The 25,454-nt window shown below is 61.4% G+C and carries 23 protein-coding genes and 1 pseudogene; 9 read left to right on the top strand and 15 right to left on the bottom strand.

All coding sequences use genetic code 11. From position 1 onward, the window contains the following. Positions 1-10: 10 nt before the first annotated feature. Entirely contained in the window at positions 11-376 is a 366-nt protein-coding gene (locus AB4P90_RS18420) for a cupin domain-containing protein (RefSeq protein WP_014719080.1), read from the bottom strand. 31 nt (positions 377-407) lie between these two features. Next, positions 408-1,706 (bottom strand): FAD-binding oxidoreductase, encoded by a 1,299-nt coding sequence (locus tag AB4P90_RS18415; protein WP_020301330.1) that lies wholly within the window; start codon positions 1,704-1,706, stop codon positions 408-410. Between the two features lie 207 nt (positions 1,707-1,913). Here AB4P90_RS18415 and hpaR point away from each other — a divergent pair, with 207 nt between their 5' ends. Further along, positions 1,914-2,336 carry a homoprotocatechuate degradation operon regulator HpaR gene (gene hpaR, locus AB4P90_RS18410; RefSeq protein ID WP_014719078.1) on the top strand — a complete coding sequence of 141 codons (423 nt, stop codon included), beginning with the start codon at positions 1,914-1,916 and terminating at the stop codon, positions 2,334-2,336. A 62-nt stretch (positions 2,337-2,398) separates the two neighbouring features. Here hpaR and hpaI read toward each other — a convergent pair whose 3' ends face one another. The 8 genes from hpaI to AB4P90_RS18370 form a co-directional block, all read right to left on the bottom strand. Further along, entirely contained in the window at positions 2,399-3,199 is an 801-nt protein-coding gene (gene hpaI / locus AB4P90_RS18405) for a 4-hydroxy-2-oxoheptanedioate aldolase (RefSeq protein ID WP_019821182.1), read from the bottom strand. Between the two features lie 16 nt (positions 3,200-3,215). Beyond that, positions 3,216-4,019, bottom strand: a complete 804-nt coding sequence (gene hpaH, locus AB4P90_RS18400; RefSeq protein ID WP_014719076.1) for a 2-oxo-hept-4-ene-1,7-dioate hydratase — start codon at positions 4,017-4,019, stop codon at positions 3,216-3,218. 11 nt (positions 4,020-4,030) lie between these two features. Then, positions 4,031-5,335 carry an MFS transporter gene (locus AB4P90_RS18395; protein WP_072433831.1) on the bottom strand — a complete coding sequence of 435 codons (1,305 nt, stop codon included), beginning with the start codon at positions 5,333-5,335 and terminating at the stop codon, positions 4,031-4,033. 39 nt (positions 5,336-5,374) lie between these two features. Then, positions 5,375-5,767: a 5-carboxymethyl-2-hydroxymuconate Delta-isomerase gene (locus AB4P90_RS18390; RefSeq protein ID WP_014719074.1), complete on the bottom strand. Its 393-nt coding sequence runs from the start codon at positions 5,765-5,767 to the stop codon at positions 5,375-5,377. A gap of 15 nt (positions 5,768-5,782) precedes the next feature. Next, entirely contained in the window at positions 5,783-6,640 is an 858-nt protein-coding gene (gene hpaD, locus AB4P90_RS18385; RefSeq protein WP_058410666.1) for a 3,4-dihydroxyphenylacetate 2,3-dioxygenase, read from the bottom strand. Positions 6,641-6,785: 145 nt separating this feature from the next. Then, positions 6,786-8,246: a 5-carboxymethyl-2-hydroxymuconate semialdehyde dehydrogenase gene (hpaE, locus tag AB4P90_RS18380; RefSeq protein ID WP_014719072.1), complete on the bottom strand. Its 1,461-nt coding sequence runs from the start codon at positions 8,244-8,246 to the stop codon at positions 6,786-6,788. A 5-nt stretch (positions 8,247-8,251) separates the two neighbouring features. Next, entirely contained in the window at positions 8,252-9,022 is a 771-nt protein-coding gene (locus tag AB4P90_RS18375) for a fumarylacetoacetate hydrolase family protein (RefSeq protein ID WP_395605229.1), read from the bottom strand. Beyond that, the gene (locus tag AB4P90_RS18370) at positions 9,019-9,684 is read right to left on the bottom strand and encodes a fumarylacetoacetate hydrolase family protein (protein ID WP_395605228.1); all 666 of its coding nucleotides are present in this window, start codon (positions 9,682-9,684) and stop codon (positions 9,019-9,021) included. Before AB4P90_RS18370 ends, AB4P90_RS18375 begins: the two co-directional genes overlap by 4 nt. Positions 9,685-9,812: 128 nt before the next feature. Between AB4P90_RS18370 and hpaA the strand changes: the two genes are divergently transcribed. From hpaA to AB4P90_RS18355, 3 genes are all read left to right on the top strand, one after another. Further along, positions 9,813-10,673 (top strand): 4-hydroxyphenylacetate catabolism regulatory protein HpaA, encoded by an 861-nt coding sequence (hpaA, locus tag AB4P90_RS18365; protein WP_395605227.1) that lies wholly within the window; start codon positions 9,813-9,815, stop codon positions 10,671-10,673. 514 nt (positions 10,674-11,187) lie between these two features. Further along, positions 11,188-12,015, top strand: coding sequence for a type III secretion protein (locus tag AB4P90_RS18360; RefSeq protein WP_224796950.1), 828 nt, complete (start codon positions 11,188-11,190; stop codon positions 12,013-12,015). Positions 12,016-12,052: 37 nt separating this feature from the next. Then, positions 12,053-12,907: a hypothetical protein gene (locus tag AB4P90_RS18355; RefSeq protein ID WP_395605226.1), complete on the top strand. Its 855-nt coding sequence runs from the start codon at positions 12,053-12,055 to the stop codon at positions 12,905-12,907. Between the two features lie 13 nt (positions 12,908-12,920). Here AB4P90_RS18355 and AB4P90_RS18350 read toward each other — a convergent pair whose 3' ends face one another. Next, the gene (locus AB4P90_RS18350; protein WP_014719066.1) at positions 12,921-13,718 is read right to left on the bottom strand and encodes a helix-turn-helix transcriptional regulator; all 798 of its coding nucleotides are present in this window, start codon (positions 13,716-13,718) and stop codon (positions 12,921-12,923) included. Positions 13,719-14,214: 496 nt separating this feature from the next. On the opposite strand from AB4P90_RS18350, the pseudogene AB4P90_RS18345 reads away from it, so the two are divergent. Further along, a pseudogene (locus AB4P90_RS18345) lies at positions 14,215-14,331 on the top strand (AMP-binding protein); the annotation flags it as partial. Between the two features lie 59 nt (positions 14,332-14,390). On the opposite strand, the gene AB4P90_RS18340 reads toward AB4P90_RS18345, so the two are convergent. The 3 genes from AB4P90_RS18340 to AB4P90_RS18330 form a co-directional block, all read right to left on the bottom strand. Further along, entirely contained in the window at positions 14,391-15,908 is a 1,518-nt protein-coding gene (locus tag AB4P90_RS18340; protein WP_395605225.1) for an ArnT family glycosyltransferase, read from the bottom strand. 28 nt (positions 15,909-15,936) lie between these two features. Next, positions 15,937-17,592, bottom strand: a complete 1,656-nt coding sequence (gene arnT / locus AB4P90_RS18335) for a lipid IV(A) 4-amino-4-deoxy-L-arabinosyltransferase (protein ID WP_395605224.1) — start codon at positions 17,590-17,592, stop codon at positions 15,937-15,939. 181 nt (positions 17,593-17,773) lie between these two features. After that, positions 17,774-18,454: a histidine phosphatase family protein gene (locus tag AB4P90_RS18330; RefSeq protein WP_395605223.1), complete on the bottom strand. Its 681-nt coding sequence runs from the start codon at positions 18,452-18,454 to the stop codon at positions 17,774-17,776. A gap of 274 nt (positions 18,455-18,728) precedes the next feature. Between AB4P90_RS18330 and AB4P90_RS18325 the strand changes: the two genes are divergently transcribed. The 4 genes from AB4P90_RS18325 (at position 18,729) to AB4P90_RS18310 (ending at position 24,531) form a co-directional block, all read left to right on the top strand. Beyond that, on the top strand, positions 18,729-19,397 hold the full coding sequence (locus tag AB4P90_RS18325) for an ABC transporter ATP-binding protein (protein WP_014719054.1): 669 nt from the start codon (positions 18,729-18,731) through the stop codon (positions 19,395-19,397). 1 nt (position 19,398) lies between these two features. After that, on the top strand, positions 19,399-21,861 hold the full coding sequence (locus AB4P90_RS18320; RefSeq protein WP_395605222.1) for an ABC transporter permease: 2,463 nt from the start codon (positions 19,399-19,401) through the stop codon (positions 21,859-21,861). After that, the gene (locus AB4P90_RS18315; protein ID WP_168224110.1) at positions 21,851-22,915 is read left to right on the top strand and encodes a lipocalin-like domain-containing protein; all 1,065 of its coding nucleotides are present in this window, start codon (positions 21,851-21,853) and stop codon (positions 22,913-22,915) included. The genes AB4P90_RS18320 and AB4P90_RS18315 overlap by 11 nt, the downstream gene beginning before the upstream one ends. A gap of 167 nt (positions 22,916-23,082) precedes the next feature. After that, positions 23,083-24,531: a hypothetical protein gene (locus tag AB4P90_RS18310; protein WP_395605221.1), complete on the top strand. Its 1,449-nt coding sequence runs from the start codon at positions 23,083-23,085 to the stop codon at positions 24,529-24,531. Between the two features lie 5 nt (positions 24,532-24,536). Here the strand turns inward: AB4P90_RS18310 and AB4P90_RS18305 are convergent, their stop codons facing one another. Then, a complete protein-coding gene (locus AB4P90_RS18305) occupies positions 24,537-25,238 on the bottom strand; it encodes a sterol desaturase family protein (protein ID WP_038450634.1) in 702 nt (233 codons plus the stop codon). Positions 25,239-25,454 lie beyond the last annotated feature (216 nt).

The raw sequence follows: 25,454 nt of genomic DNA, 5'->3' as shown, positions 1-25,454 counted from the left end.
AACCCCTCCCTTACACGACGGCGAAGTAGTGTTTGACGAAACTCTCGCTGACCACTTCCCACAGCACGGGCGTGCCCTTGGTCACGAACCAGCTGTCACCGGCCTTGTAGCGGGTGGATTGGCCGGTGGACTCGTCGGTCAGCACCACTTCGCCGGTGACTATCGTGGCCTGTTCGGCGAACGGGTAAACCATGCGGAACTTGCCCTGGGTCGTGCCGAAGTACGCACTGCTGACCGCATCGGTGGGCGCGCCAAAGGTCATCTTGCCGAAGGCGCGGACGTCGCCTTCAAGGATTTGCGAGCCGAGGTCGGCCACGGTGCCCCAGGCGTCGAGTTCCGACAGCTGGACGTTGTGTTTCAGGGCGGTAAGAGGCATGGCAGTGGTTCCTGTGAGTGAGAAAAGAGGGTTAGCGGCGCCCATTCCAGTAGCCGGAAAGTTGGTGCCAGGATTTGCCCGCCGTCAGCAGCAGGGGGCGAATCGCGTCCTTGCCGATGATGGTGGGGCGGTGAATCGAGCTGACCAGGTCATAACGCGCCGAGCCTTCGCTCATGCCTTCGGCCAGTACCTTGCAGATGATGTGGCTGGGCGTGACGCCAAAGCCGGAATAGCCCTGCACGAAAAACGCATTGCTGCGCCCCGGCAAGGTGCCTACTTGCGGAAACAGGTTCGGGCTGCACGCCATCGGGCCGCCCCAGGCCAAGTCGATTTTCACGTCCTTGAGGTAGGGGAAAATCTTCAGCATCAGGTGACGGTTCCAGGCTTTCAGATCGCCGGGAATGTGCTCCACCAAAGGCGTCGCGGCGCCGAACAGCAGGCGGTTCTCGTTGGTGACGCGGTAGTAGTCGATCACTGGGCGGATGTCGCTGTAGGCCCCACGGATTGGGCTGATGCGCTGGATCAACTCCTCGGACAACGGCTCGGTCATCATCTGGAACGCGTAGGTGTTGATGGTCGAGCGGTGCAGTTCTGGCTCCAGCTTGTTGAGAAAGCTGTCACAGGCCCACAGCAACTTGCTGGCGCGTACCGAACCGCGACCGGTGCGCACGGTGATGCGCTCGCCGTAGCTGACTTCCAGCGCCGGGCTGTTTTCGAAGATCTTCACGCCATGGCTGGCCAGTGCGGTAGCTTCGCCCAGCAGCAGGTTCAGCGAGTGCACATGCCCGCCACCCATGTGCAACAGGGCGCTGGTGTAGGCGGTGGAGCCGATGATCTGCTGCACATCGGAGCCGCCGAGAAAGCGGATTTCGTGCTGGCTGTTGATCGACTTGAAGTCTTTCTCCCAGGCGCGCAGGGTTTTTTCCTGGCGGGCGTTGAAGCCCATATAGCCGTAGCCGTGGCAAAAGTCCGCGTCGATGTTGTACTTGGCGATGCGGTTCTTGATGATGTCGGCGCCCAGGTCGCTGATCTCGAACACTTGGCGCAGCCCGTCTTCGCCCACGTCCTTCTTGATCTTCTCCAGGTCATGGCCGATGCCCGCCATGATCTGCCCACCGTTGCGGCCCGTGCCGCCAAAGCCCAGGTAGCGCGCTTCGAGCACCACAATGTTAGTGATGCCTTTTTCCGCCAGCTCAAGGGCCGTGTTGATCCCGGAAAAGCCGCCGCCGATGACCACGACGTCTGCGTCGATATCCTGTTCCAGGGTGGGGAAGCTGAGGTTGTATTTTTTGGTGGCGGTGTAGTACGTGGGGGTTTCGATGTTGATCATGGCGCAGCCTGAAAAAGTGAAGGAAGGCGCTAAAGCGGATGCCTCCATTAGGGCCCCTGGCGGGCTGGAAGTCTTGATCCTGCGTGCCCGGTTTTTTGATTCAGCGCGCCACGGGCGAGGGCACCTACAAGTTATAGCGCGCTCGCCGGCCGGGAATGTTAGAGTTTCGTTAAACTATTAACTAAATACTTCGTGACCCTGAGCCCTATGTCCACACCTCGACAATCCCTGACCCTGGCCTTGCTGCAAGCGCGTGAGGCCGCGATGAGTTTTTTCCGTCCATCCCTGAATGAACACGGCCTGACCGAACAGCAATGGCGCATCATCCGCATCCTTGAACAGCATGGTGAGTTGGAGATCTACCAACTGGCGGAACTGGCCTGCATCCTCAAGCCGAGCATGACCGGCGTGCTGGTGCGCATGGAAGCGGCCGGCATGGTGCACCGGCGCAAGGCCGAACAGGACCAGCGCCGGGTGCTGATTACCCTGGCGGACAAGGGCAAAGCGAGTTTTGAGTCCATGAGCCAGTGCATGGAGGCCAACTACCAGCGTTTGCAGGATCAGTTTGGCGAAGAGAAATTCCAGACCTTGTTGGGGTTGCTGGATGACTTGAAGAACATCAAGCGCTGACCTAGTGACTGAACCACCACCGGTCAACTGTGGGAGCAGGCAAGCCAGCTCCCACATGGATTTCAGTAGACACCACCGGTATTGGCAGCCACAGGCACGTCTTTGAACTTCCCGGCCAGGCTTTGCAGGCCCCGCATCAACACCGTGGTGTCGACCCCCACCGCCACGAACGTCGCCCCCAACTCGATATAGCGTCGTGCGAGATTTTCATCTGCACTGAGAATCCCTGCGGCCTTACCCGCCTTGACGATACGCACGATGGCGTCCTCAATCGCCGCCTGTACCTGCGGATGCCCCGGGTTACCCCGATGGCCCATGGACGCGCTCAAATCTGCCGGGCCGATAAACACACCGTCCACGCCTTCGACGGCGGCAATGGCGTCCAGATTGGCCAGGCCCTCGGCATTCTCAATCTGCACCAGCAGGCACATCTGCGCGTCGGCCTGGTCGAGGTAATCGGCGATGCTGTTCCAGCGCGAGGCGCGGGCCAGGGCGCTGCCGACCCCGCGAATACCCTGGGGCGGGTAGCGCAGGGCGCGCACCCGTTCTTGGGCCTGGGCAGCGTTTTCGACCATGGGCACCAGCAGCGTCTGGGCGCCGATATCCAGCAGTTGTTTGATCAGCGCCGTGTCGCCGATCACCGGGCGAATCAACGCCTGGCTGGGGTAGGGCGCGATGGCCTGTAATTGCGCGAGCATCCCCGGCAGGTGGTTGGGCGCATGTTCGCCGTCGATCAGCAGCCAGTCGAAACCGGCGTTGGCCGCCAGTTCCGCGCAGTAGGCGTTGGCAAGGCCGAGCCACAGGCCGATCTGTACTTCGTGGTTGTGCAGGCGTTGCTTGAAGCGGTTGACAGGCATGTCCATGACAGCACTCCTGGGTTCAGACGAAGCGGCAGGCAATCGAGCCGAGCAGGTCGTAGTCGACGTGGAAGGTATCGCCAGGGCGGGCCGCCACCGGGCGGGTAAACGAACCGCCGAGAATCACTTGGCCGGGCAGCAGGGTGACGTCATAGGGCGCCAGCTTGTTGGCCAGCCACGCCACGCCCTTGGCCGGGTGGTTGAGCACCGCCGCCGACACCCCGGACTCTTCGATCACGCCATTGCGATACAACACCGCCGGCACCTTGCGCAGGTCGATCTCGGTGGGGCGCACGGCGCGGCCGCCGAGCACCACACCGGCGTTGGCGGCGTTGTCGGAGATGGTGTCGAATACCTTGCGCGTGGCGTTGGTGTGCGGGTCGACCTGCTGGATGCGGGCGTCGATGATTTCCAGCGCGGGGATTACCCATTCGGTGGCGTCGAGCACATCGAACACCGTGCAGTTGGGCCCCTTGAGCGGTTTTCCGAGAATGAAGGCCAGTTCCACCTCCACCCGTGGCACGATGAAACGCTCGAAGGGAATGTCGCTGCCTTCGTCGAAAAACATGTCGTCGAGCAGGGCACCGTAATCGGGTTCGGTGATATTCGACGACACCTGCATGGCCCGTGACGTGAGGCCGATCTTGTGGCCCTTGAGCGTGCGCCCGTCCTTGATCTTCTGCGCGACCCATTCACGCTGGATGGCGTAGGCGTCGTCGATCGTCATATCGGGGTAGTCGAGGGAAAACTGGCGCACCTGTTCGCGGCTGCGTTCGGCGCGGTCCAGGTGGGCGGCGGCCGCAAGGATTTGCTGGGAGTCGAGCATGGCAACGGTCTCTAGTGTGGGTTGACGATGGCGGCCTGGGTGCGCAGCACCAGCAAGCCACCGAGGGCGATAAACAGCGCGAGTACGTACAGGGCCAGGCTGGCGCTCTGGGTGGCGTCGCGCATCCAGCCGATCAGGTAGGGCGCGAGGAACGCCGCGATGCTGCCGAACGAACTGATCATGGCGATGCCCGCGGCCTGGGTGGTGTGGGAGAGAAACGCCGGCGGCAGTTGCCAGAACATCGGCAGCGCGGCACTGGCGCCCATGCCGGCGACCACCAGCCCGCCCATCACCAGCAGCGCATTGGCGGGCGCCAGGCCCGCCACGGCGATGCCGAGCGCCGCCATCAGCAATGGCACGCACAGGTGCCAGCGGCGCTCGCGGTGGCGGTCGGACGAGCGCCCACAGCCGAGCATAAAGAAGCAACCGGCCAGGTACGGCACGGCGCTGAGCAAGCCGACCTGGCTGTCGCGGCCGATGCCGGCGCCGTGGATCAGGGTGGGCATCCAGAACGCCAGGGTGTTGACCGCCAGCATCACCGCAAAGTACACGGCCACCAGCAGCCACACCTGCGGGTCACGCAGGATGCCGCCGAACGAGGTGATGGTCTTGCGCTGTTCCTCGTTGCTCAGTTGGGTGCGCAGTTGCTGTTTTTGCTCGGCAGTCAGCCAGTGCACCGACTCGAAACTGTCCGGCAACCACTTGAGCACCACCAGCCCCAGCAGCACCACGGGCGCGCCTTCGATCAGGAACATCCATTGCCAGCCGCGCAGGCTGCCGACGTCGTGGAAGTTTTCCAGGATCGCCCCGGAAATCGGCCCGCCCAACACCCCGGCCATAGGCACGGCAATGGCAAACAAGGCGGTGACCTGGGCGCGACGGCGCGCCGGGTACCAGCGGTTCAGGAATACCAGGATCCCCGGAAAAAACCCGGCCTCGGCCACCCCCAGTAGAAAGCGCAGCACGTAGAACCCGCGCGCGCTCTCCACCCACAACATGCCGGTGGAGAGCAGGCCCCACACCACCATCAGGCAGGCGATCCAGCGCCGTGGCCCGACGCGGTCCAGGGCAATGTTGCTGGGCACGCCGAACAGTGCATAGGCGATGAAGAACAGACCGGCGCCAAAGCCATACACGGTGTCGCTGAAGTGCAGGTCGCTGCTCATCTGCATCTTGGCAAAGCCGATGTTGATGCGGTCCAGATGGGCGAACAGGTAACACACCAGCAACAAGGGCATCAGGCGCCAGGTCACCAAACGATGGGTGCGGTCGTGCTCGGCAAGCCGCAGGCTTGCAGTGGAATGGGCTGTGCTCATGATGGTGTTCTTCTTGTAGTTGTAGGAGCCGGGGTCGTTTCAGCTCGCCGCGTTGTTCAGGAACGCGTGCACATTGTTCTGCTTGAAGTTGAGCTGCGGGTGCAGCTCGATCATCTCGAACGACAACGCGAGCAAGCGCTGTGCCTGCAGCTCGGCGAAGTGCGCGATGATCACCGCGAACACCGCTTGGGCGACGGCCTCGCGCGTGGTCAGGTCGCGGCCATGGCCGACCTTGAGGGTCATGTGCACAAAGGCATAGTCATGCTTGCCGTCGGCCATGCGCCAGGTGTCCAGGCGTACGCCGCGACTGCGAATGCCGCCCAGCGGAAACACACCGCTGTCGCCCAGCACGCGGTGGACTTTTTCAAACAGGCCGGGCAAGTCGGCCTGCTGTTCGAGGTTGTCGGTGTACTCGGCGATAAAGTGCGGCATGGGGCTCTCCCAGGGTTAAAGCGGGAAAATCGCGTTGATCTGGCCGGTGCCCGAACTGCCGAACGGCGGCGTGATGATCTCGGCCGGCTTGGCATAGTCCGGCCCACCCAGCAGGCCCAGGAGCATGGCGGTGTCGTGCATCTTGCCTTCGCCAAAACAGTGTTCGGCGTAGTCGGGCAACATGGCGCAGAACTCCTTGAAGCGGCCTTGCTTCCACATTTGCACGACATGCAGGTCCACCTGCTTGTCGAATTCGCGGGTCCAGTTGTGGATATTCGCCTCAGCCTCGCGGTCGTCCGAGAACCGATGGGACAGCGAGCCGGACGCCAGCACCAGTACCTTGCGATCGCTCTTTTCAATCGCCCGGCGCACGGCGGCGCCGAAGGCAAAACTGTCTTCCAGGCGATGCCAGGCGCACCAGGCAGCGATGGAAATGACTTTGAATTTTTCTGCGTCGGACACGCCCATATGCATGTAGCGCATGGGCACCAGGGTGCCGTATTCCAGCTCCAGGCTCGGGATGTTGTGGGCCATGCTGCGCACGCCAGCCAGGTTGGCTTCGGCGGAGATCAGCTCGCCCAGCTCGGGGCAACCGGGGTAGGCGTAGTCCATGTTCTTGATGAAGTGCGGCAGTTCGTTGCTGGTGTAGGTGCCCTGGAACTGTTCGCCGCAGTTGACGTGGTAGCCGCTGTTGACCAGCCAGTGCACGTCGAACACCACCGCGGTGTCGGCCCCCAGTTCGCGGGCGCGCCGGCCGATTTCCTTGTGCCCGGCAATCGCCGCTTCGCGACAGCCGTGATGTTTGCCGGGCAGTTCCGACAGGTACATCGACGGTACGTGGCAGATCTTCGCTGCCAGAACCACTTCGCCCATGATGACTCTCCTGAATAATTATTCTTGTATGGCCTGTGAGGTCCCTGTGGGGGCTGGCTTGCCTGCGATGGCATCGGCTCGGTAGACCGCGGTGCCTGCATCGCGGGCAAGCCCGGCTCCCGCAGGAGGCTTGTTTGAGCCTGGGCTATACGCCCCAGCGCGGAATGTGATGACTACCCATGGAAATACACACGTTCTTGATCTCGGCAAACACTTCGAAGCTGTACTGGCCGCCTTCACGCCCGGTGCCCGAGCCTTTGACCCCGCCGAACGGCTGGCGCAAATCCCGTACGTTCTGGCTGTTGATAAATACCATGCCCGCTTCGATACCGCGCGCCAGGCGGTGGGCCTTGCCGATGTCCTGGGTCCAGATGTAGGAGGCCAGCCCGTATTCGGTGTCGTTGGCCAATTGCAGTGCCTCGGCTTCATCCTTGAACGGAATCAGGCACACCACCGGCCCGAAGATTTCCTCCTGGGCGATGCGCATCCGGTTATTCACGTCGGCAAACACCGTCGGCTGGATAAACTGGCCGCGGCTCAGGTGCGCCGGCAGGTTGGCCGGGCGTTCCAGGCCGCCAGCCAGCAGCGTGGCGCCTTCCTCCAGGCCGATCTTGATGTAGCCGGTGACCTTGTCGTAATGGGCCTGGGTGATCATCGAGCCGACCTGGGTCTTCGGGTCCTGAGGGTCGCCCACGATCAGGCGCTTGGCCCGCGCCGCGAATTCGGCGACAAATTGCGGGTAGACGCTTTCCTGGATAAAGATCCGGCTGCCAGCGGTGCAACGCTCGCCGTTGAGGGAGAAGATCGTGAAGAGTGCGGCGTCGAGGGCGCGTTCCAGGTCGGCGTCTTCGAAAATCAGCACCGGCGACTTGCCCCCCAGTTCCATGGAGTACTTTTTCAGGCCGGCGCTCTGCATGATTTTCTTGCCGGTGGCGGTGCCGCCGGTAAAGGAAATCGCCCGCACGTCCGGGTGGCGCACCAGTGCATCACCGGCGGTGGCGCCGTAGCCCTGGATCACATTGAGCACGCCATTGGGAATCCCGGCCTCCACCGCCAGGCGCCCCAGCTCATTGGCGGTCAGCGGCGACAGTTCCGACATCTTCAACACCGCCGTATTGCCCAGCGCCAGGCACGGCGCGGTCTTCCAGGTGGCGGTCATGAACGGCACGTTCCAGGGCGACACCAGCCCGCACACGCCCACCGGCTGGTACAGGGTGTAATTGAGCATCTGGTCGTCCACCGGGTAGGTGTGGCCGTCCATGCGGGTGCAGACTTCAGCGAAGAAATCGAAGTTGTGCGAGGCACGCGGGATCAACACGTTCTTGGTCTGGTGGATCGGCAGGCCGGTGTCCAGGGTTTCCAGCTCGGCCAGGTGTGGCACGTTCTGTTCGATCAGCTCGCCCAGCTTGCGCATCAAGCGCGCGCGCTCTTTGGCCGGCGTATTGGCCCACTTGGGGAACGCGGCCTTGGCCGCCGCCACGGCCTGCGCGACTTCTTCGGCACCGCCGCTGGCCACTTCACCGATGGCCTCGCCGGTGGCCGGGTTGTAGTTGATAAAGGTGTCTTTGCTTTCGACCTCACGGCCGTTGATCCAGTGTTTGATCATGGTGCTCAAGCCTCTTTGCGCGCGGAGAAAAACTCCGTTTCACTGACAATACGGTTGACCAGGCGGCCCACGCCTTCGACTTCCACCACCACTTCATCCCCCGGTACCACATCGGCCAGGCCCTCGGGCGTGCCGGTGGCGATCATGTCGCCCGGTTGCAGGGTCATGAAGCTGGACAGGTATTCGATGAGGTAGGGGATATCGAAAATCATGTCTTTCGTGATGCCTTCCTGGCGCAGTTCGCCGTTGATCCAGGTGCGCAATTTCAGGTTGCCTGGGTCGGGCACATCGGCCACGTCGACGATCCATGGGCCGACCGGGGTGGTGGCGTCGCGGTTTTTCACGCGAAGGTTGGGGCGGTAGTAATTCTCGAGGTAGTCGCGGATCGCGTAGTCGTTGCACACCGTGTAACCGGCCAGGTAGTCCAGGGCGTCGGCGCGCTTGACGTTGCGCGCGGTCTTGCCGATCACCGCCACCAGCTCGCACTCGTAGTGCATGTAGGCGACGTTGTCCGGGCGCCAGGTGACTTGGCGGTGGCCGGTGTAGGTGCCCACCGATTTGATGAATGCCAGCGGTTCGGTCGGCGGCGTAAAGGCCAGTTCGGCGGCGTGGTCGGCGTAGTTCAAACCCAGGGCGAACATGTTGCCGGTGGCGGGTGGCAGCCATTGCACCTGGTCTTCGGCCAGCAACCGCCCATCCTCCAGGCGCACGCTGCAGTCGGCTTGCACCAATACGTTGTGGGTTGCACCTTCAAAGTGGATACGTGCGCGTTTCATGCCGATGCCTCCGCTGCAATGGTGTTGCTCAGGCGGCCAATGCCGGTGATATCGACCTCAACCTGGTCGCCTGGCTGCACATCCACGCGGCCTTGCGGGGTGCCGGTGATCAGTACATCGCCGGGGTACAGGGTCATGAACTCGCTGATCTCGGCGATCAATTGCGGGATGTCGCGTACCCAATCGGCGGTAGAGCTTTCCTGGCGCAGCTCGCCATTGACGAACAGCTTGAGGCTCAATTGATTGGGGTTGGCCACTTGATCCCGCGCCACCAACTGCGGGCCCAGGGCGCAAAACCCATCGCGGCATTTAGCTTTGACGGCAGGGCGGTAGTAGCTGTCTTCCGGCAGGCTGAATTCATTCACCACCACATACCCGGCCACATGGGCCATGGCGTTCTCCGGGCTGACACGGCTGGCGCGCTGGCCGATCACCACGCCCAGCGCCGGGCCCGGTTGCAGGCGCTCGCCGTGCGGGTGTAACACCACGCCGTCGTGCCCATTGCGCGTGTTGGGGGTTTTGATAAACAGCACCGGCTTGGTCGGTGGCTGCTGGTAGGGCGCCTGCTGGAAGGCGGCGAGATGCTGGTCCAGCAGGCCTTGGTAGTTCAGCGCAACGCCGAACAGGGTGCCGCTGGCAACATCATGCAGGGTACGGCTCATGCGTTTCTCCTGGCGGTGACGACGGCTGCACAGGCCGTTCGTTAAGTTGTTAACGTTATAATTAATATGTTAACTACCGTCAAGCGTGGCACACTGCGCTGGCCTCACAACAACAAGAAGAGAGCCCCGTGAAGCCGATTCCCAACATCAACATCGGGCAGGTCTACGACCAGCGCTACAGCGACGCCGAGGTGCATTACGACAAGCTCGGCAACCTGGCAGGTTTTTTCGGGCGCAATATGGCGGTGCATCGCCATGACCGGTTTTTCCAGGTGCATTACGTCAAGAGTGGCGCGGTGCGGGTATATCTGGATGACCACCAATACGTTGAATCGGGGCCGATGTTTTTTCTCACGCCGCCCACGGTGGCCCACGCTTTTGCCACCGAGGCCGATGCCGACGGGCATGTGTTGACGGTGCGCCAGCAACTGGTGTGGAGCTTGATCGACGCCGACCCCAGCCTTGCTTGCGGTGCCGCATGTGTGGCCTTGACTGGCGACGCCGAGGGTCTGGAGCCACTCTTCGAGGCGCTGTGCAGTGAGATCAACGCCGAACGGGCAGGGCGCGCCGCCGCCCTCGACAGCCTCACAAGGCTGATCATGATCCGCCTGCTGCGCCTGTGCGCCCACGCCCAGCCCGCACGTCCGACAGCCCATGAAGACCTGCGTATCTTCCATCGCTTCAACGAACTGATCGAAGCCCACTATCTGGAACATTGGCCGTTGGCGCGTTATGCCCAAGGTATTGGCGTGACCCAGGCGCGGCTCAATGAAGTGTGCCGGCGCATCGCCGACCTGCCCTCCAAGCGCCTGATCCTTGAGCGGCTGATGCAGGAGGCCAAGCGCCTGCTGTTGTATACCGGCAGTTCCGCGAATGAAATCTGCTACCAACTGGGGTTCAAGGACCCAGCGTATTTCAGTCGGTTTTTCTTGCGGTACGCGCAGATGACGCCGGGGGAATATCGGGTGCGTCAGTCGGCGATACGCTGAGGATTGTTCGGAGAAAAAGCGCAACGCTGAGGAATTTTCTGATAGCGGTTCGTTGAACGAGAAGGATGTTGTTACCTGTCTGGCAGGAACTTTTCCGACCGCCTGGCCACGCATGAGTACTTGTTCAGTGCAGGCTTTCGGCAGCGGCGGTGAGCAAGTAGCGCCTGATAGTTTTCGCTTGTCCTCCTTCAATTAAATGAGACTTCCTACAATGCTCACGCACACTCAGCCTGCTTACTCACCTGCGCACTCAACGTTTACACAGCCTGATAAAACCCTTGATCAACCCGTTACAGATCGACCCAATCCCTTGGGTCAATCACCGGCACATTATCCGATTGGCCCAAGCGTTAACTCAAACCGTGACGCAGAGCTGGGGGAGCTGTTGAGGTTGTTGGGGACATTAGTCGTGGCACTTAAAACATGGATGAGCAGGGAGAATGAGGCGCCGAAACCCCAGCCACCCGTTGTGGCTTACCCAACCCCTGTTGTGGGTTCGCCGCACAGACCACTGATGAATACGCAGACTGCACCTGACACCGTGCCAACCGTTAAAAGTGTATGGAAAGAACAATTGGCGCCCTTCATGAACCGGCCGAACCTGGCCAAGACCCGAAGCGCGTTTGATACCGAACTCGCTGAGATGTTTTCAGATAAAAACTATGAGCCAATCACTACGTTTATGTCTGAAAAACCCAAAGGGCAAAAGCCTGACGACCTGCGCAATGGGTTGCGTGCCACGTATGAGAACTTTCCTTACCTGGGCATCTTGGGCCGAGAGGAGCACGTGGCCGCGATCAAGGTTGTCATGGCTACATTCGGGCAAAGCCCTATCGGGATTTTCAAGCACGTCGTCAAACATGGCGACCACTATGACGTGACGATGCGAGACGGCTTCAAGCTGATAATCACCGTTGAAGAACTTGAACTGGCGGCCAGGGCGGCAAAGTTCAGTGGCGGCGATGAAGGCATGGTCAAGGATGCGCAATTTCTGTTTGGCGTGATGAGCAAGCGCCAGCACATTGAGCTGGCGCGCGAGAGGGCCGCGGACCGTTTCTTCAGCCACTATGAAAAAGACAGCGCGTACCATGCCGAGGCTAGTTATCCGGGTGTACTGGTGGGGGCCGGAGGCGGCATCGACGGTGACACGGCGCTGTCCTATCTGGGGCTGAAAGAACATATGCAGGTCATCGAGGCCAGTGCTTTGGGGGCGCAGGTCGGGGTGCCGTTGGACAAGGGCGGGAGAAACAAGAACGGCGTGATTATTGAGGGCGTGATGGAGGGCCAGTTATACAACACGCCGGTTTCACCGTCATTGAAGGTAGTCACCCTTCGCGGGTAATTTGAAGTGTTCGGTAAGTGTCAGGAGGTTATCCAACATGTTAGTGTCTTGCGTTAATGCTGTTGCTCTTGGTCATGCCAGGGCGAGCGATGCTGTAACTTCTCCAGTTGTTGTGTCTTCTTCCAATCCGCCTGCGCCAGCCAGCGAAGCCAAACAACTGAGTAGCCTGGTAGGCGAGTTGGAACGTCTGTTGGCCACGTTATCCGCTCGGTTGAACCCCGACGTTGATTCAGTACCTTTGCCTGCGAGTGTCACCGATAACCGCACCGTCAATCGTGACGAATTCTTGAAAGGTACGCCTGCGAATACGGGCATCAAGCCCACTGATATTTTCAAAAGCTTTTACCAATTGACCGAAGGTAATTGCGTGACGATATCCGCCATTAAGGCCGTGATGATGAGATTCGGCCATAACCCTTACGGTATTTACAAATCCATCGTGGTCACCGACACCGGCTATCGTATTGTCACGCGCGATGGGTTCAAGCTGCACATCACCCATGACGAACTGAAGCAGGCCACGGCCGGCGCCAACTTCGGCTCCGACCGGCTCAACGATGTTCTGGTCAATGCACACTTTCTATATGCCGTCAGTGCCAAACGCGCCTACCTCGAAAATAATGACGGGGAGGCTAATAAGAGTTTTGCCGCAGCCATACGCAGCCTCAATGATGGCGAGTATCCGGGACAGGCCTTGCGTCGCCTGGGCTTGAAAGACTTCGTGGCGCCCGCAACCCTCCAGGACTTCCTGAACGGCGCTATCGGCACGGTCACCAGCGGCTTTCATTCGATGGCCGTGGTGGGCGGCTTCCTGGACAAATACGGGCACAAACAACCACTGGAAAGCGGCGATGCAAACCGGCGTGCCGCGGTTGGGCTCAAGTTACTCTAACGTCGTGTGTTTATCAGGCGCCCACCATCCATTTGGCCAGGCCATGCCGGCCGCTCACGCCCAGCTTGGCGGCTGCGCGCTTGAGGTAGGTCTCGATCGAGCTGTTTTTGACACTGAGTTTCTCCGCGATTTGCGGCACGGTACCGCCGGTCAGCAGACCGAGGCACACTTCCTGTTCCCGCGCCGAAAGGGTGATGTCGCTCAAAGACAAGCGTTTGTAGAACTCACGCTGCAACTGCGATTGTTCCAGCAGGGTATGGGCCGGCTCAGTTTCGGCGCGTGGAGCCTGGCGCAGGCTCTGGGCGTGCCGCTCCATCAACGGCAACAGTGTGTCCGACAGGCGCTTGAGAAACGACAACTCAGCCAGGGAAAACCCCTGCTGGGTCGGCGGACGGTAGAGCGAAATCACACAGCGTCGATTGCCCTGGCGCGATACCAGGTTGCATTGGTGGGAAGTGCCGCGCGGATGCGCGCTGTTGGCCTTGGCGTTCATTTGGATCAGCAGCGGGTCTTGCATGTGCAGCATCTGCCGCAACAGCGGGTGGTCGTTCAGCGCATGCAAGGTCTGGGGCACCGACAAATCCTTTTTCACCCCGGCGCTGCCTAGTAACTTGATGCCCAGCACGCGGTCGCGCAGTTCATCCAGGGTCCATTCGCTGAGGTCTACCAGGTGAATCGGTACCCACTTGCCCACCAACTGCAACATCGTGGCGGCGAAATGTTCGTCGCCGCTGTTTGAAATCAACTCGCCCATTTCGGCATAGAAAAAATGCGGGCCGCAGGTGCCGCCAATACTGGGGGTCAGACTCATAGCCATCTCATCCTTGATGTCGAAAACCGTCAACGGTTGCCCAGGGCCTGTGCAGGGCGCTCCGTACTGCTTGAACGTAACTCGGCGTTCGAAATTTCATTTAGCCATGGGGCTTTGTCCTACGTATGTAGCGGGAACGAGGGACACAAGCTGCCATAAAAACTGCGCCATTAAACCGACGTTTCTCATGAGTTGAGCCGGCTACGTACAGGCATAAGTTATTTTTAGTTTTGCTTAACTTACTGAAAATAATTAGGAAAATAGAAAAAACAGGAGGTATCAAAAACGCCACTATCGATCAGATGTAGCCAATCTCCTACAGCGCTTTAATCATTTCAGCCATGCACCGTCGGCCAAGGCCTATCCCTCCGTTTGAATGTCCGGGTTTCGGGTGACAGCCCCCCCGGCGGCCATGCTCCCATCCGGCAACTTCGGCGTAATGAGCCACCTCTGCGCGGCGAGTGCCTGACCCCCCATGAGAAGGATCTTATGCAGCATGGCGATCCTCAAGTCCGAGGCCTGCTACGTGCCGCTGGACCCGGCCCATCCCGCCGAACGCCTGGAGTATCTGCTGCACGATAGCGCACCGGTTGCCATCCTGACCCAGCAGAACCAGGGACACGGCTGGCTGGCCCTTTACAAACCATGACAAAAGCCAGCAAGTACAGTGCCTCAGCGTATCCCCGGAACAAACGCCACACTCCCTCCCTCACGCGCCCTGAACAACCGCTCCCCATTATCCGGCTGGGTCGTCACCATCTGATGATCCACCCCCAGAAACGCCAACGGCGTCGGCTCGTCCTTGGAATACTGCGTGACGATAATCGTGCGTTGCGGATCAAACCCCTGGCCGCTGGTTTTTTCCAACCAGGCCATGAACGCGACGCTGTTGCCCTGGCGCGGGAAGTCCTGGCTTTCGCTGACGTAGTAGAAAGGTTTACCGTGGTTTTGCAGGTACATGGGCAGCTTGTTGTCGACCTCTACCAGCACCAGTTGCCATTGGGTCCAGGGCGCGCTTTTCTCCGCCTGGGCTTGCAGGTCGGCGGCGAAGCGGGTAACGCCGCCGTTGCCATTTGTCCAAGGGTAGATCACGCCCAGCACCAGCAAGAGCAGGCCTGCGCTGAGGCCAAAGCCTGTTTGCCAGCGCGGCCAGCTCATCGGTTTTTTGCGCAGGCGTTCACTCAGCCACCAGGCGGCGAGCAGTTGGGCAAAGGGTACCAGCGGCAACACGTAGTAGCTGCGGCGGCTGCCGCTGGCGGTGAAGAATACAAACAACAGGCCCAGGCCCCACACCAGCCAGCGTACGTTGGGCGGCGCTCTGCGCCAGTTGCGCACGGCCAGCCACAGGCCAAGTATCCAGCAGGGTGCCCAGGGCAGGGTGTAGACCGGCAGGTAAATCAGGTAGGTGTAGATCGGCCCCATATGGTCGAAGGGGTCGAAGAAACGCACCACGTTTTCGCGGAACACCAGCTCCAGGCCGCTCTCGCCGTAAGTGGGGGCGCCGTAGCGGTGGGACAGTACAAAGGGAATCGCATACACCACGCCGGCGATGAGCAGGGCCAGCACCAGGCGCAGGTTGAGGTGGCGTTTGTAGCGGTGTTCGCTGAGCAAGTGTGGCAACAGCATCAGCGCCGGCAGCACCACACCGATCAAACCCTTGAACAGCGAGGTGGCGGCCAGCAACAGGAAAAACACCGTGTAGCGCCCCAGCCGCGTGTCATCCGGCCCACGCCAATACCACCACACCGCTGCCAGTACGCCACACACGGTGAGTACATCGGCGGTGGCCACGCGAGCCCAGAACAGGAAATAGAAGGTGGTGGCGAGCATCCACCCGGCGATCAGCCCGGTGCCTTTGCGAAACAGGCGTTCACCGATCAGGTACACCAGCCAGATGCTCAACCATGCGGCAAGCACCGATGACAGGCGCAGCGACCACGGGCCGAGGCCGCCCAGCAGGTGGGCAAACCCGGTAATCAGCCAATAGGAGGGCAGGGGTTTGTCGTAATACGGCGTGCCTTTGAGGTATGGGTCGAAGTAGTCACCGCTTTGCAGCATCTGCAAGGCGATATTCGCCCAGCGCGTTTCCGGCCCCCACAGGTCGCGGCTGCCCAGGCCCAGCAAGAGCAGCAAGGCCGAGGTGCCCAGCAGTAACACCAGGGCGCCGCGTTCGGTTTTCCAGAAGCTCATGGGGTGGTCCCTGTGGCAGGCGCTGCATTCAAGGTTGTTGGGGGTAAATCGTCAGCACCAGGTTGCCCTTGCGATAGCGTTTGCCGCCGGGGGGCAATTGCCCTTCTTCGCGATGTTCGCTGGTGCTCTTGACCTGCATCAGCACGCCGACCGGCCCGTGTTGGCGTGCCTCGACCAGCCAGGCCTGGACGCTGTCCGGCGTGACCTTGCGCTGTGCCGCGTCTTCGTAGTTCAAGCCGTAGCGCAGCTCGCCCTGGGTGTTATAAAACGCCACATCGGGCCGGCGCAGGCGCCAGGTCAAGGCCGATGCCAGGCCCAGGTCATTGCTTAGCAAAGCACGGGTAGGTTGCAGTTCGTCCAGATGTTCCAGCACGAATTGGTCGGGCATCTCGTTATCTTCGATCAGGGCCGGCATGCCCGCCGGTAGCAGGGCCACCAGCAAGCCAATGCCCAGGGCGGGCATCGCCCACAACGTCAACGGGCGCACCGCTTGCAGCAGGTTGGCGAGGATCCAGCCCAGCAGCACGATAAACGTCAGGGACAGGTTGAACATCTGCGCATGGCTATTGCCGTACAGCGGGCGGGTGATTTGCAGGTAAATCAGCGCCACCATGGCCGTCATGCCGAGCACGAAATTGAGCGCGCCGTTGATGACCAGTGGGCGCGCCTTGCCTTGCTTGATCAGGTCGATCAAACCGTGGCCCATCAACAAGGCCAGGGGCAACAGGCACGGCATGATGTAGGTCGGCAATTTGCCTTTGCTCAGGCTGAAAAAGCCCAGGGGCAGCAACAGCCACAGGGCGAGAAAGGCAATCACCGGCTGGCGCTTTTCCTGCCAGGTTTTTAGCAGGGTGCCGGGTAACAAGGCAGCCCACGGCAGGCACGCCACCACCATGATCGGCAGGAAGAACCACAGCGGCCGTGCATGCTGTGCATCGTCGGCGGCAAAGCGGCGGATGTGCTCATGCCAGAAAAAGAAATGCCAGTAATCCGGTTCGCGCAAGTGGATGGCCAGGGCCCAGGGCAGGCATACGAGCACGGCGACCAGCACCGCCAACGGCCCGTAGCGCATCAACTCGCCGACGCGCCGCTGCCAGACGAGGTAGGGTACGGCGATCAAGACCGGCAACAGCCAGGCCAGGAAGCCCTTGGTCATGAACCCCATGGCGCAGGCCACCCCCAACACCGCCCAGGCACAGAGGCGTTCGCGTGGCGTGCGGCAGTCCAGGGCAAACCACAACGCCACCAGGCTCAGGTTCACCCACAGGGTGAATTGCGGGTCGAGGTTGGCATACCCGGCTTGCCCGGCTACCAGGCCAAAACTCAGGTAGAGCAGCGCGCAGGCAAAGCTCTTGCGCGGGTCATTCCACACGCGCCGGGCGAGCAGGTAGGCCAGCACCACGCTCAGGACTGTGCTCAGGACCGAGGCGATGCGCACACCGAACAGGTTTTCACCGAACACCGTCTGGCCGAGGGCGATGAGCCAATAGCCGGCGGCGGGCTTCTCGAAATAACGCACGCCCATGAAGTGCGGCGCCACCCAGTTGCCGCTCATCAGCATTTCCTGGCTGACCTGGGCGTAGCGGGTTTCGTCTGGCGTCCATAAACCGTGAAAGCCCAGGGGCAACAAGATGAACACGGCAACGCCCAGCAATAGCCAGGCCAGAGGGTTTACGCGGGGCATGCGCACATCGCTCCATAACGTTCAAATACGGGCAATGGCGGTATTAACTTAATAGGGTGAAGCATCGTAAGGGTCACTAAGTAGTTGTAGGAAAACATAACTAACAGGCGCGACTAAACATGCCAGAACAGGGCTGTCGTTTTGCTGAACACGTTGTGGCTTAATATGTAAACAAGTGTAATTAAAGTTGTTTGAGTGCGGCGGTCCACTCTTCGCTGTTCATGGTGCCCATGGCCTTGAAGGTGCCGTTGGGCAGCACCCTGACGAACAGTGCGCTGCCGTACTCGGCGGCGGCTGCGTGGGGGAAGCCCAGGCTGGTCTGGAAATCGCTCATGCAGGCGCTGTGGGTGATCAGCATCAGGTTGCGTCCCGGCTGTTTGTGGCCGAGGATTTCATCGCCCATGGCGTCGCCGCAGATGGCCAGCGGGCCGGGGGACAGTTCGGTCTTGCCGAACATGAACAGTGACGTCTGGGCGGTTCGCGTGGTGGGGCTGCTGAGTACGTCGGTCAGGGCCATGCCCAATGAATCAAAGGCTTTGCCCAGTTCGACGGCGCGTTCAGTACCGTTGATGGTCAGGCCATCGGCGGGGCCGAAGCAGGGGTTGGCCGAGCGGTCGCAGCGCTCCTCATGGCGCACCAGCACCACCAGCTCACCCTCGCGCCAACTGGCGAGCACCCCGGAGGTCAGCAGGCGATTGCCCACGCCCAGGTCCAGGGGCGAGCTGGGCCAGAATAAAAAGCCCGTCAACAACAAGGCGGTGACGCTGATGCCAAGCAGGTGCAGGCGGTATTTTCTCAGGCGTTTTAACCTTGACCTTTTGGGTTGGGGGTTGGCCAGGATCATGTCTGCCACGCGGTTCATCCTCGGCACTGTTTATTGTGTTTATAAAAAGGCTGCACGATTGGGCAGTTGCCCTTGGTGAGGCAGGAGACTGTCACAGCGCCGCTGTCTTTTTGCTGAACACTTGCATGTTAGGAGTGTCACTTGGATTAACTAATAAGTTGTGAGTCACCACGAGTTGGCGGGCACTTTAAAGTTCGGTGGATGGGCAGACGGTGAAATCCATGTGAAAAATTTGCGTGGGCAGGAGCGTCAGCCGTTATTCTCGTTGCTGGTCCTTCAGATGAGCGTTCTTATGTTGCAGGTGCAAGGTGTTGTTAAAAACTACGCGACCCCGCAAGGCCCGCTGACCGTCCTGGCCGGCGTCGACCTGCACCTGGGTGAGCGCAGCAGCCTGGCGCTGATGGGCGAATCGGGCAGTGGCAAAAGCACCTTGCTGCACCTGGTAGCCGGGCTGGACCGAGTGGACGCCGGCAGCATCCGCATCGGCGAGCAGCGCCTCGACCAACTCAACGAAGGGCAACTGGCCCATTGGCGCCGCACGCAAATCGGTCTGGTCTTCCAGCAGTTCAACCTCATCGGCAGCTTGCGCGTGGAAGACAACCTGGCGTTCCAGGCGCGGCTGGCGGGGCGTTTCGACCCGTACTGGCAAGCGCAATTGGTGGAGCGCCTGGGACTGGGCGACTTGCTCCGGCGTTACCCCGAGCAACTCTCCGGTGGCCAGCAGCAACGGGTTGCCGTCGGGCGGGCGCTGGCCTCGCGACCGGGTTTGTTGCTGGCCGATGAGCCCACCGGCAACCTCGACGAAGCCACCAGCGATGAAGTGCTGCAACTGCTGTTGGACCTGCTGCGGGACAGCCCCACCAGCCTGCTGATGGTCACCCACAGCCCGCGCCTGGCCGCACGGCTTGACCGGCAAGTGGTGCTGCACCGTGGCCGTGTCGTGCCAATGGACGCGCGCTGAAATGGCGCTGTTTTACTGGACGCTACGCGCATTGCTGAGCCACTGGCGGCGCCATCCGGTGCAATTTTTCAGCGTGCTCACCGGCTTGTGGCTGGCCACCGCGCTACTGACCGGCGTGCAGGCCCTCAACAGCCAGGCGCGGGACAGCTACGCACGCGCCAGCCAATTGATCGGTGGCGAACCCCAAGCCAGCCTGGTTGCGCCGGACGCCGCCAGTTTCCCCCAGGCACTGTTTGCCGAGCTGCGCCGCGCCGGCTGGCCGGTATCCCCGGTGGTGCAGGGGCGGGTGGTGCTCAAGGGACATGAGCAACAGCGTCTGCAATTGATGGGCATCGACCCTGTGTCGTTGCCCGGCAGCGGCAGCGTGGCGGGGCAACGCTTGAGCCAGGCGCAAATGCTGGCGTTCTTCGAGCCGCCGGGGCGTACCTGGGTCGCTGCGCAAACGTTAGAGGCGCTGGGGTTGCAGGCGGGCGAGCAGCCGCTGACGTCCACCGGGCAACGCCTGCCACCGTTGCAGGTACAGGCCGATATGGCGCCCGGCCTGCTGCTGACCGATATCGGCTTTGCCCAACCCCTGCTCAACATGCCTGGGCGCCTGTCGCGCCTACTGTTGGACAACACCTTCGCCGCCCACCACCCCACGCCACCCGCCGCGCTGCAACTCAAGCAGGGCGAGGACAGCAACCTGTCACGCCTCACCGAAAGCTTTCACCTGAACCTGGATGCGGTGGGTTTTTTATCCTTTGTGGTGGGGCTGTTTATCGTGCATGCGGCCATCGGCCTGGCCCTGGAACAGCGCCGCGGCCTGCTGCGAACCTTGCGCGCCTGTGGGGTCAGCGCACGCATGTTGATCCTGAGCCTGGGCGTCGAATTGGGCGCTTTGGCGGTGTTGAGCGGTGTGCTCGGTATCGCCAGCGGCTACCTGCTGGCCAGCCTGTTGCTGCCGGATGTCGCCGCCAGTTTGCGTGGCCTGTACGGCGCCGAAGTCGCTGGCCAATTGAACTTGAGCCCCTGGTGGTGGCTGGCCGGCCTGGGCGTGAGCCTGCTCGGCGCGTTGCTCGCCGGAGCCAGCAGCCTGTGGCGCGCAGCGCGTTTGCCGTTACTCGCGCTGGCCAACGCCCAAGCCTGGCATCAAGCCCATGGCCGCTGGCTGCGGCGCCAGGGCTGGGTGGCATCCGCCGCCTTGCTGATCGCGTTGCTGGCACTGTGGCTGGGCGATAGCCTGGCCGCCGGGTTTGTGCTGATGGCGGCCTTGCTGTTGGGCGCGGCGTTGGCGTTACCGGTGCTGCTCAACGGGTTATTGAAAGCGGTGCTGGGGCGCAGCCGCTCGGTGCTGGGCCAGTGGTTCCTGGCCGATTGCCGCCAGCAACTGCCGGCCTTGAGCCTGGCGCTGATGGCGTTGCTGTTGGCCCTGGCGGCGAATATCGGCGCCGGCTCCATGACCTCGGGCTTTCGCCAGACCTTCACCCATTGGCTGGAGCAACGCCTCACTGCCGAGCTGTACCTCAACCCGCAAAATCCGCAGCAGGCCGAGCAACTGAAAACGTGGTTGACCCGTCAGCCCCTGGTGCAGGCCGTACTGCCCGCCTGGCAGGTGGCGGTGCAACTGCAAGGCTGGCCCGCGGAGGTGTTCGGCGTGGTCGACAACCCCACTTATCGTCAACACTGGCCGCTGCTGGAGGCGGTGGACGCGCCCTGGGACCGCTTGCTGCAAGACGACAGCCTGATGCTCAGCGAACAACTGGCGCGACGCCTGAAGGTGCAACTGGGCGACACGGTGTCCATCCCCACTCCGCAGGGCACCTGGGCGCCGAAGATCGTCGGCATTTATGCCGACTACGGCAACCCCAAGGGCCATCTGCTGGTCAATGTCCAGCACCTGTTGGCGCATTGGCCGACGCTCTCACCGGCGCGCTTCAACCTGCGGGTGGCGCCCGCCGACGTGCCGCCGCTGATCCGTGAAGTGCAGCGTGAGTTCGCCCTGGAAGACAGCCGCATCGTCGATCAACAGCAACTCAAGGGGTGGTCCAGCCAGGTCTTCGAACGCACCTTCGCCGCCACCGCGGCGTTGAACAGCCTGACCCTTGGCGTCGCCGGCGTGGCATTGTTCATCAGCTTGCTGACCCAGAGCCAAAGCCGCCTCGGCCAACTCGCGCCGTTGTGGGCGCTGGGCGTGACGCGCCGACAATTGATGCTGCTCAACCTCGGCCAGACCTGGCTGCTGGCGGTACTCACATTGATCCTGGCGTTGCCGCTGGGGCTGTTGCTGGCGTGGTGCCTGGATGCGGTGATCAACGTGCAGGCCTTCGGCTGGCGCCTGCCGTTGCAAGTATTCCCCGGGCAGCTTGCGCAATTGCTGGGGCTGGCGATGCTTGCCACCTTGCTCGCGTCGGCCTGGCCCCTCTGGCAGCTGTACCGCAGCCGCCCGGCGGATTTGTTGAGGACGTTCGCCCATGAAGATTAAGGCATTGGCGTGCATCGCCTGGTTACTGCTGAGCGGCTGCGACCAGGCGCCCGCACCCGAGGACAGTTTCGCCGGGCTGGGCAGCGATGCCGCGGACTTTGCCCAGGTGGTGCCCGGCAAAGTCTTCAGTTTTCCCGAGGACCACGGGCCCCATGACGGCTTTCGTATCGAATGGTGGTACGTCACGGCCAACCTCAAGGATGCCCAGGGCAATGTCTTCGGCGTGCAATGGACGCTGTTTCGCAACGCATTGAAGGCCGGTCCCGTCCAACCGGGCTGGCGCGATTCAACCGTGTGGCTCGGCCACGCCGCCGTCACCTCGGCCACCCGGCACTACGCCGCCGAACGCCTGGCCCGGGGTGGCGTGGGGCAAGCCGGGGCCCAGGCAGAGCCGTTCAACGCCTGGATCGACGACTGGAACTTCGCCAGCCGCCCCGGCACCGCCAGCCCCTTGGCCGACATGCAACTCAAGGCCAGTGGCGCGCAATTTGCCTACGATCTGCACCTGACCTCCAGCCGCCCGCTGGTGCTGCAAGGCGACCATGGCTACAGCCGCAAATCCGACCAGGGCCAGGCGTCGTACTACTACAGCCAGCCGTTTTTCACTGCCAACGGCAGCGTCAGCCTCGACGGCCATACCTACCAGGTCAGCGGCCCAGCCTGGCTCGACCGCGAGTGGAGCAGCCAACCCCTGGCCGCCAGCCAGACCGGCTGGGACTGGTTCTCCCTGCACCTGGACCGCGGCGCGCAACTGATGCTGTTTCGCGTGCGGGAGAAAGACAGCGACGGTTACCTCACCGGCACCTGGATCGACGCCCAGGGCCACACCCAGACCTTGCACAACAACGATATCCAACTCACACCGCTGACCACTACGGCCATCGACGGGCGCAACATTCCCACACGCTGGTCGCTGAAAATTCCCGGCAAACAGCTGGACATCACCACCGAAGCCGTCAACCCGAAGGCGTGGATGGACCTAGGTATTCCGTATTGGGAAGGGCCGGTGCGGTTTGAGGGTGGGGTGGGGTATTTGGAGATGACGGGCTACTAGGAGGCTACAGCTGAGTTAATTTTTCCCTACGACTCGACGGGTAATACTCCCACAGATTTTTTAAAAAATACTGTACATGCATACAGTCTTGTCCTACAGTCCATCCCAGGTGACCGGATGTCACCGGTTACCTGAGCTTCAATTTTTTAACTATGGATGGATAAAAAATGAAATCGAAAAAAGCCTTCATTCTGGGCGCGGCCATGGCGGCCTCTTGCTTCGTTTCGGCCTTTGCCCTGGCCGAGCAAACCCCGGCAAAACTCAGCGCGCAGGCGGTCAAGCAGGCCGTGGACAAAGCGTTGAAACCTGGCGGTACGCTGGAAAAGGCCAGCGTCTCGGGCGAGCTCAAGCAAAAGCTCAATGCCGCCAAGACCGGGCAGTCCAACGTCGTCAAAAAAAGCAAGGCAGCCGTCGGTAATGTGGCGATCGACTCCCCGGTTGGCCAGTTGGAAAAACCTGACTCGGCGCACATGAAACAGGCCGCGGTTGCAGCCTTCACGCCGTTGTTTCCCACCTTGGATATCAACACGCTTTACACTCTCACCGGTGTGGAGACCGGCGCGCAAATCGCTTACCACTTCAACCTGCCGAAAAACGCGCGAATCCAGGTGCAGCTGCTGAACCAGAGTGCCGGCACGGATATGTCGTTGACGCTGTTCCATGACGACGGCCAAGGCAACCTGACGCCGTTGGGCACCTCGGATAACCCCGGCAGTGCCGATGAATACCTCAACGGCGTGTTGCCGGCCGGTGACTACTACTGGTTCATGGTGGCCAATGCCGCGAGCAACTCGCAGTTCAGTTTCGGTGTGGCAGTGGACAGCAATATTGATGCCTACGAGCCCAACGACACTGAGCAAACCGCGTTCGCGCTGCCGGATGCCTTGAACCAGGTGACCGGTAACCTCGACAGCGTCAATGACGTGGATTACTTCTCCTTCGTCTCGTTGCGTGGCCAAGGTGTGGGCATGTTCCTGGGCGATGACGGTGCGGGCACGCGTAACCAGTGGATCTTCGAACGGTTCGATGGCACCCAGTGGGTGGAAGTCCCGCAGGGCTCTACTTCTACCTATCCCAACCTGACGCCGGGCTACACGGTCAAGGTGCGCGTGCGGGCCAACCCGGCGGTGGCATTGAACCCTCAGGCTCAATACAAGCTGACCCTCGGCTCGGCGCCACGCCTGAACCAGCACAATGTGAACGGCGATAACGTGGTGCGGATTCCCAGCTCGATCTTCCAACTGGCCACCCAGGCGGCTCGCAATCTGAGCTGGAGCACCCAGTGGTCAGACAGCACTGGCGAGCCCCTGCGCGGCGTCACTCCTGTACTGCGGATCGACAAGCATTTTGGCGCCACTTACAACTGGGTCGACTATGAGGCCAAGACTGGCATCACCGGCGCGGCCTCGGGGAATGTCGCGCTGGGCACCTGCTCTGGGGACTACAAAGTGCGCTACCCGGACAGCGCCTCGGGCCAGACCTACAACTGGGAAACCTGGTTCAACGAGGGCGGCTGGCGCATCGAGCTCAGGGAGTTCCCTGGTGTGGGCGTGGGTGGCAATACCGTCCAATACGTCAGCCTCGGCCACATCTGCAGCCAGACTATCGTGCGCTGATTGATCTATGTGTGTGAAGCGGGGGGCAGTCCAGTTGGACTGCCCCTTTTTTTTACCGCGGGTTCCCAATGCAAAGTGCCAAATAGATAGTCCATCAACGGCAGCACGATGTTGAAGTTACGTCCCTGCATCAGCTCACGACGGTGATGCAAGGCGTGCAGGCGATGCATCTGGCGAATCCACGGTAGGCGTGCCACCGGGTGTTCGGCAGGCAGGTGTTCGCAGGCATGGAACACTTCGTAGAGCAGGTAGCCAAGGATCATGCAGCCTGCAAACAACCCGGCAACGTTGGGGCTCAGTTGGCTGAGCAGCCACCAGGCGGGGAGGGTGATGGCCAGGCTGTGCAGCACGATCAGCCAGGCTGGAAACAGGATGACGCGCCAGTCCCGGGGGCTGTCGTAAGTCATGTGATCAGGGGTGAAGAAGCTGTGGTGGTCGCCAGTGTGGCGTGCGTAGAACAGCCGGGCGAAGGCATGTTTGTGATGGCCCAGGTGGCGGTGCACGAGATAGATACACAGGTTGAAAAACAGCAGGCTCAAGGGCACGGTCAGCCACTGGAGGGCGGTGATATCGGCGGTGGAGGACCAGGCCAGCGTGATGCAGGCGATGCCGTAGCCAAGCACGAATGCGGCGTGCAGCCAGGGGTTGTAACGCGGGTTGACGCTTGCGCGGTAACGGTCGCGGAAAGTCTCGGTCGGGTGGGGCATGGCCGGCTGCTCGCTGTGTTTTTATTTGAGGCTGAGCTTAGTTGGCGTAAGCGGATGTGCGAGTTTTTACTGACCACCTCATCGCCCTGTGGGAGCTGGCTTGCCTGCGATGGCGGTGTATCAGGGCCAGATCAGTAGACTGACACTGCGCTATCGCAGGCAAGCCAGCTCACATATTTTTGCCCGAGGCCGACCAGTGGAGACTTGCACAGGTCT

Source organism: Pseudomonas sp. B16120, assembly GCF_044218845.1.
Lineage (GTDB): Bacteria > Pseudomonadota > Gammaproteobacteria > Pseudomonadales > Pseudomonadaceae > Aquipseudomonas > Aquipseudomonas paracarnis.
Note: the sequence above shows the minus strand (reverse complement) of the source record. Positions and strands in the feature narration are given on the sequence as shown.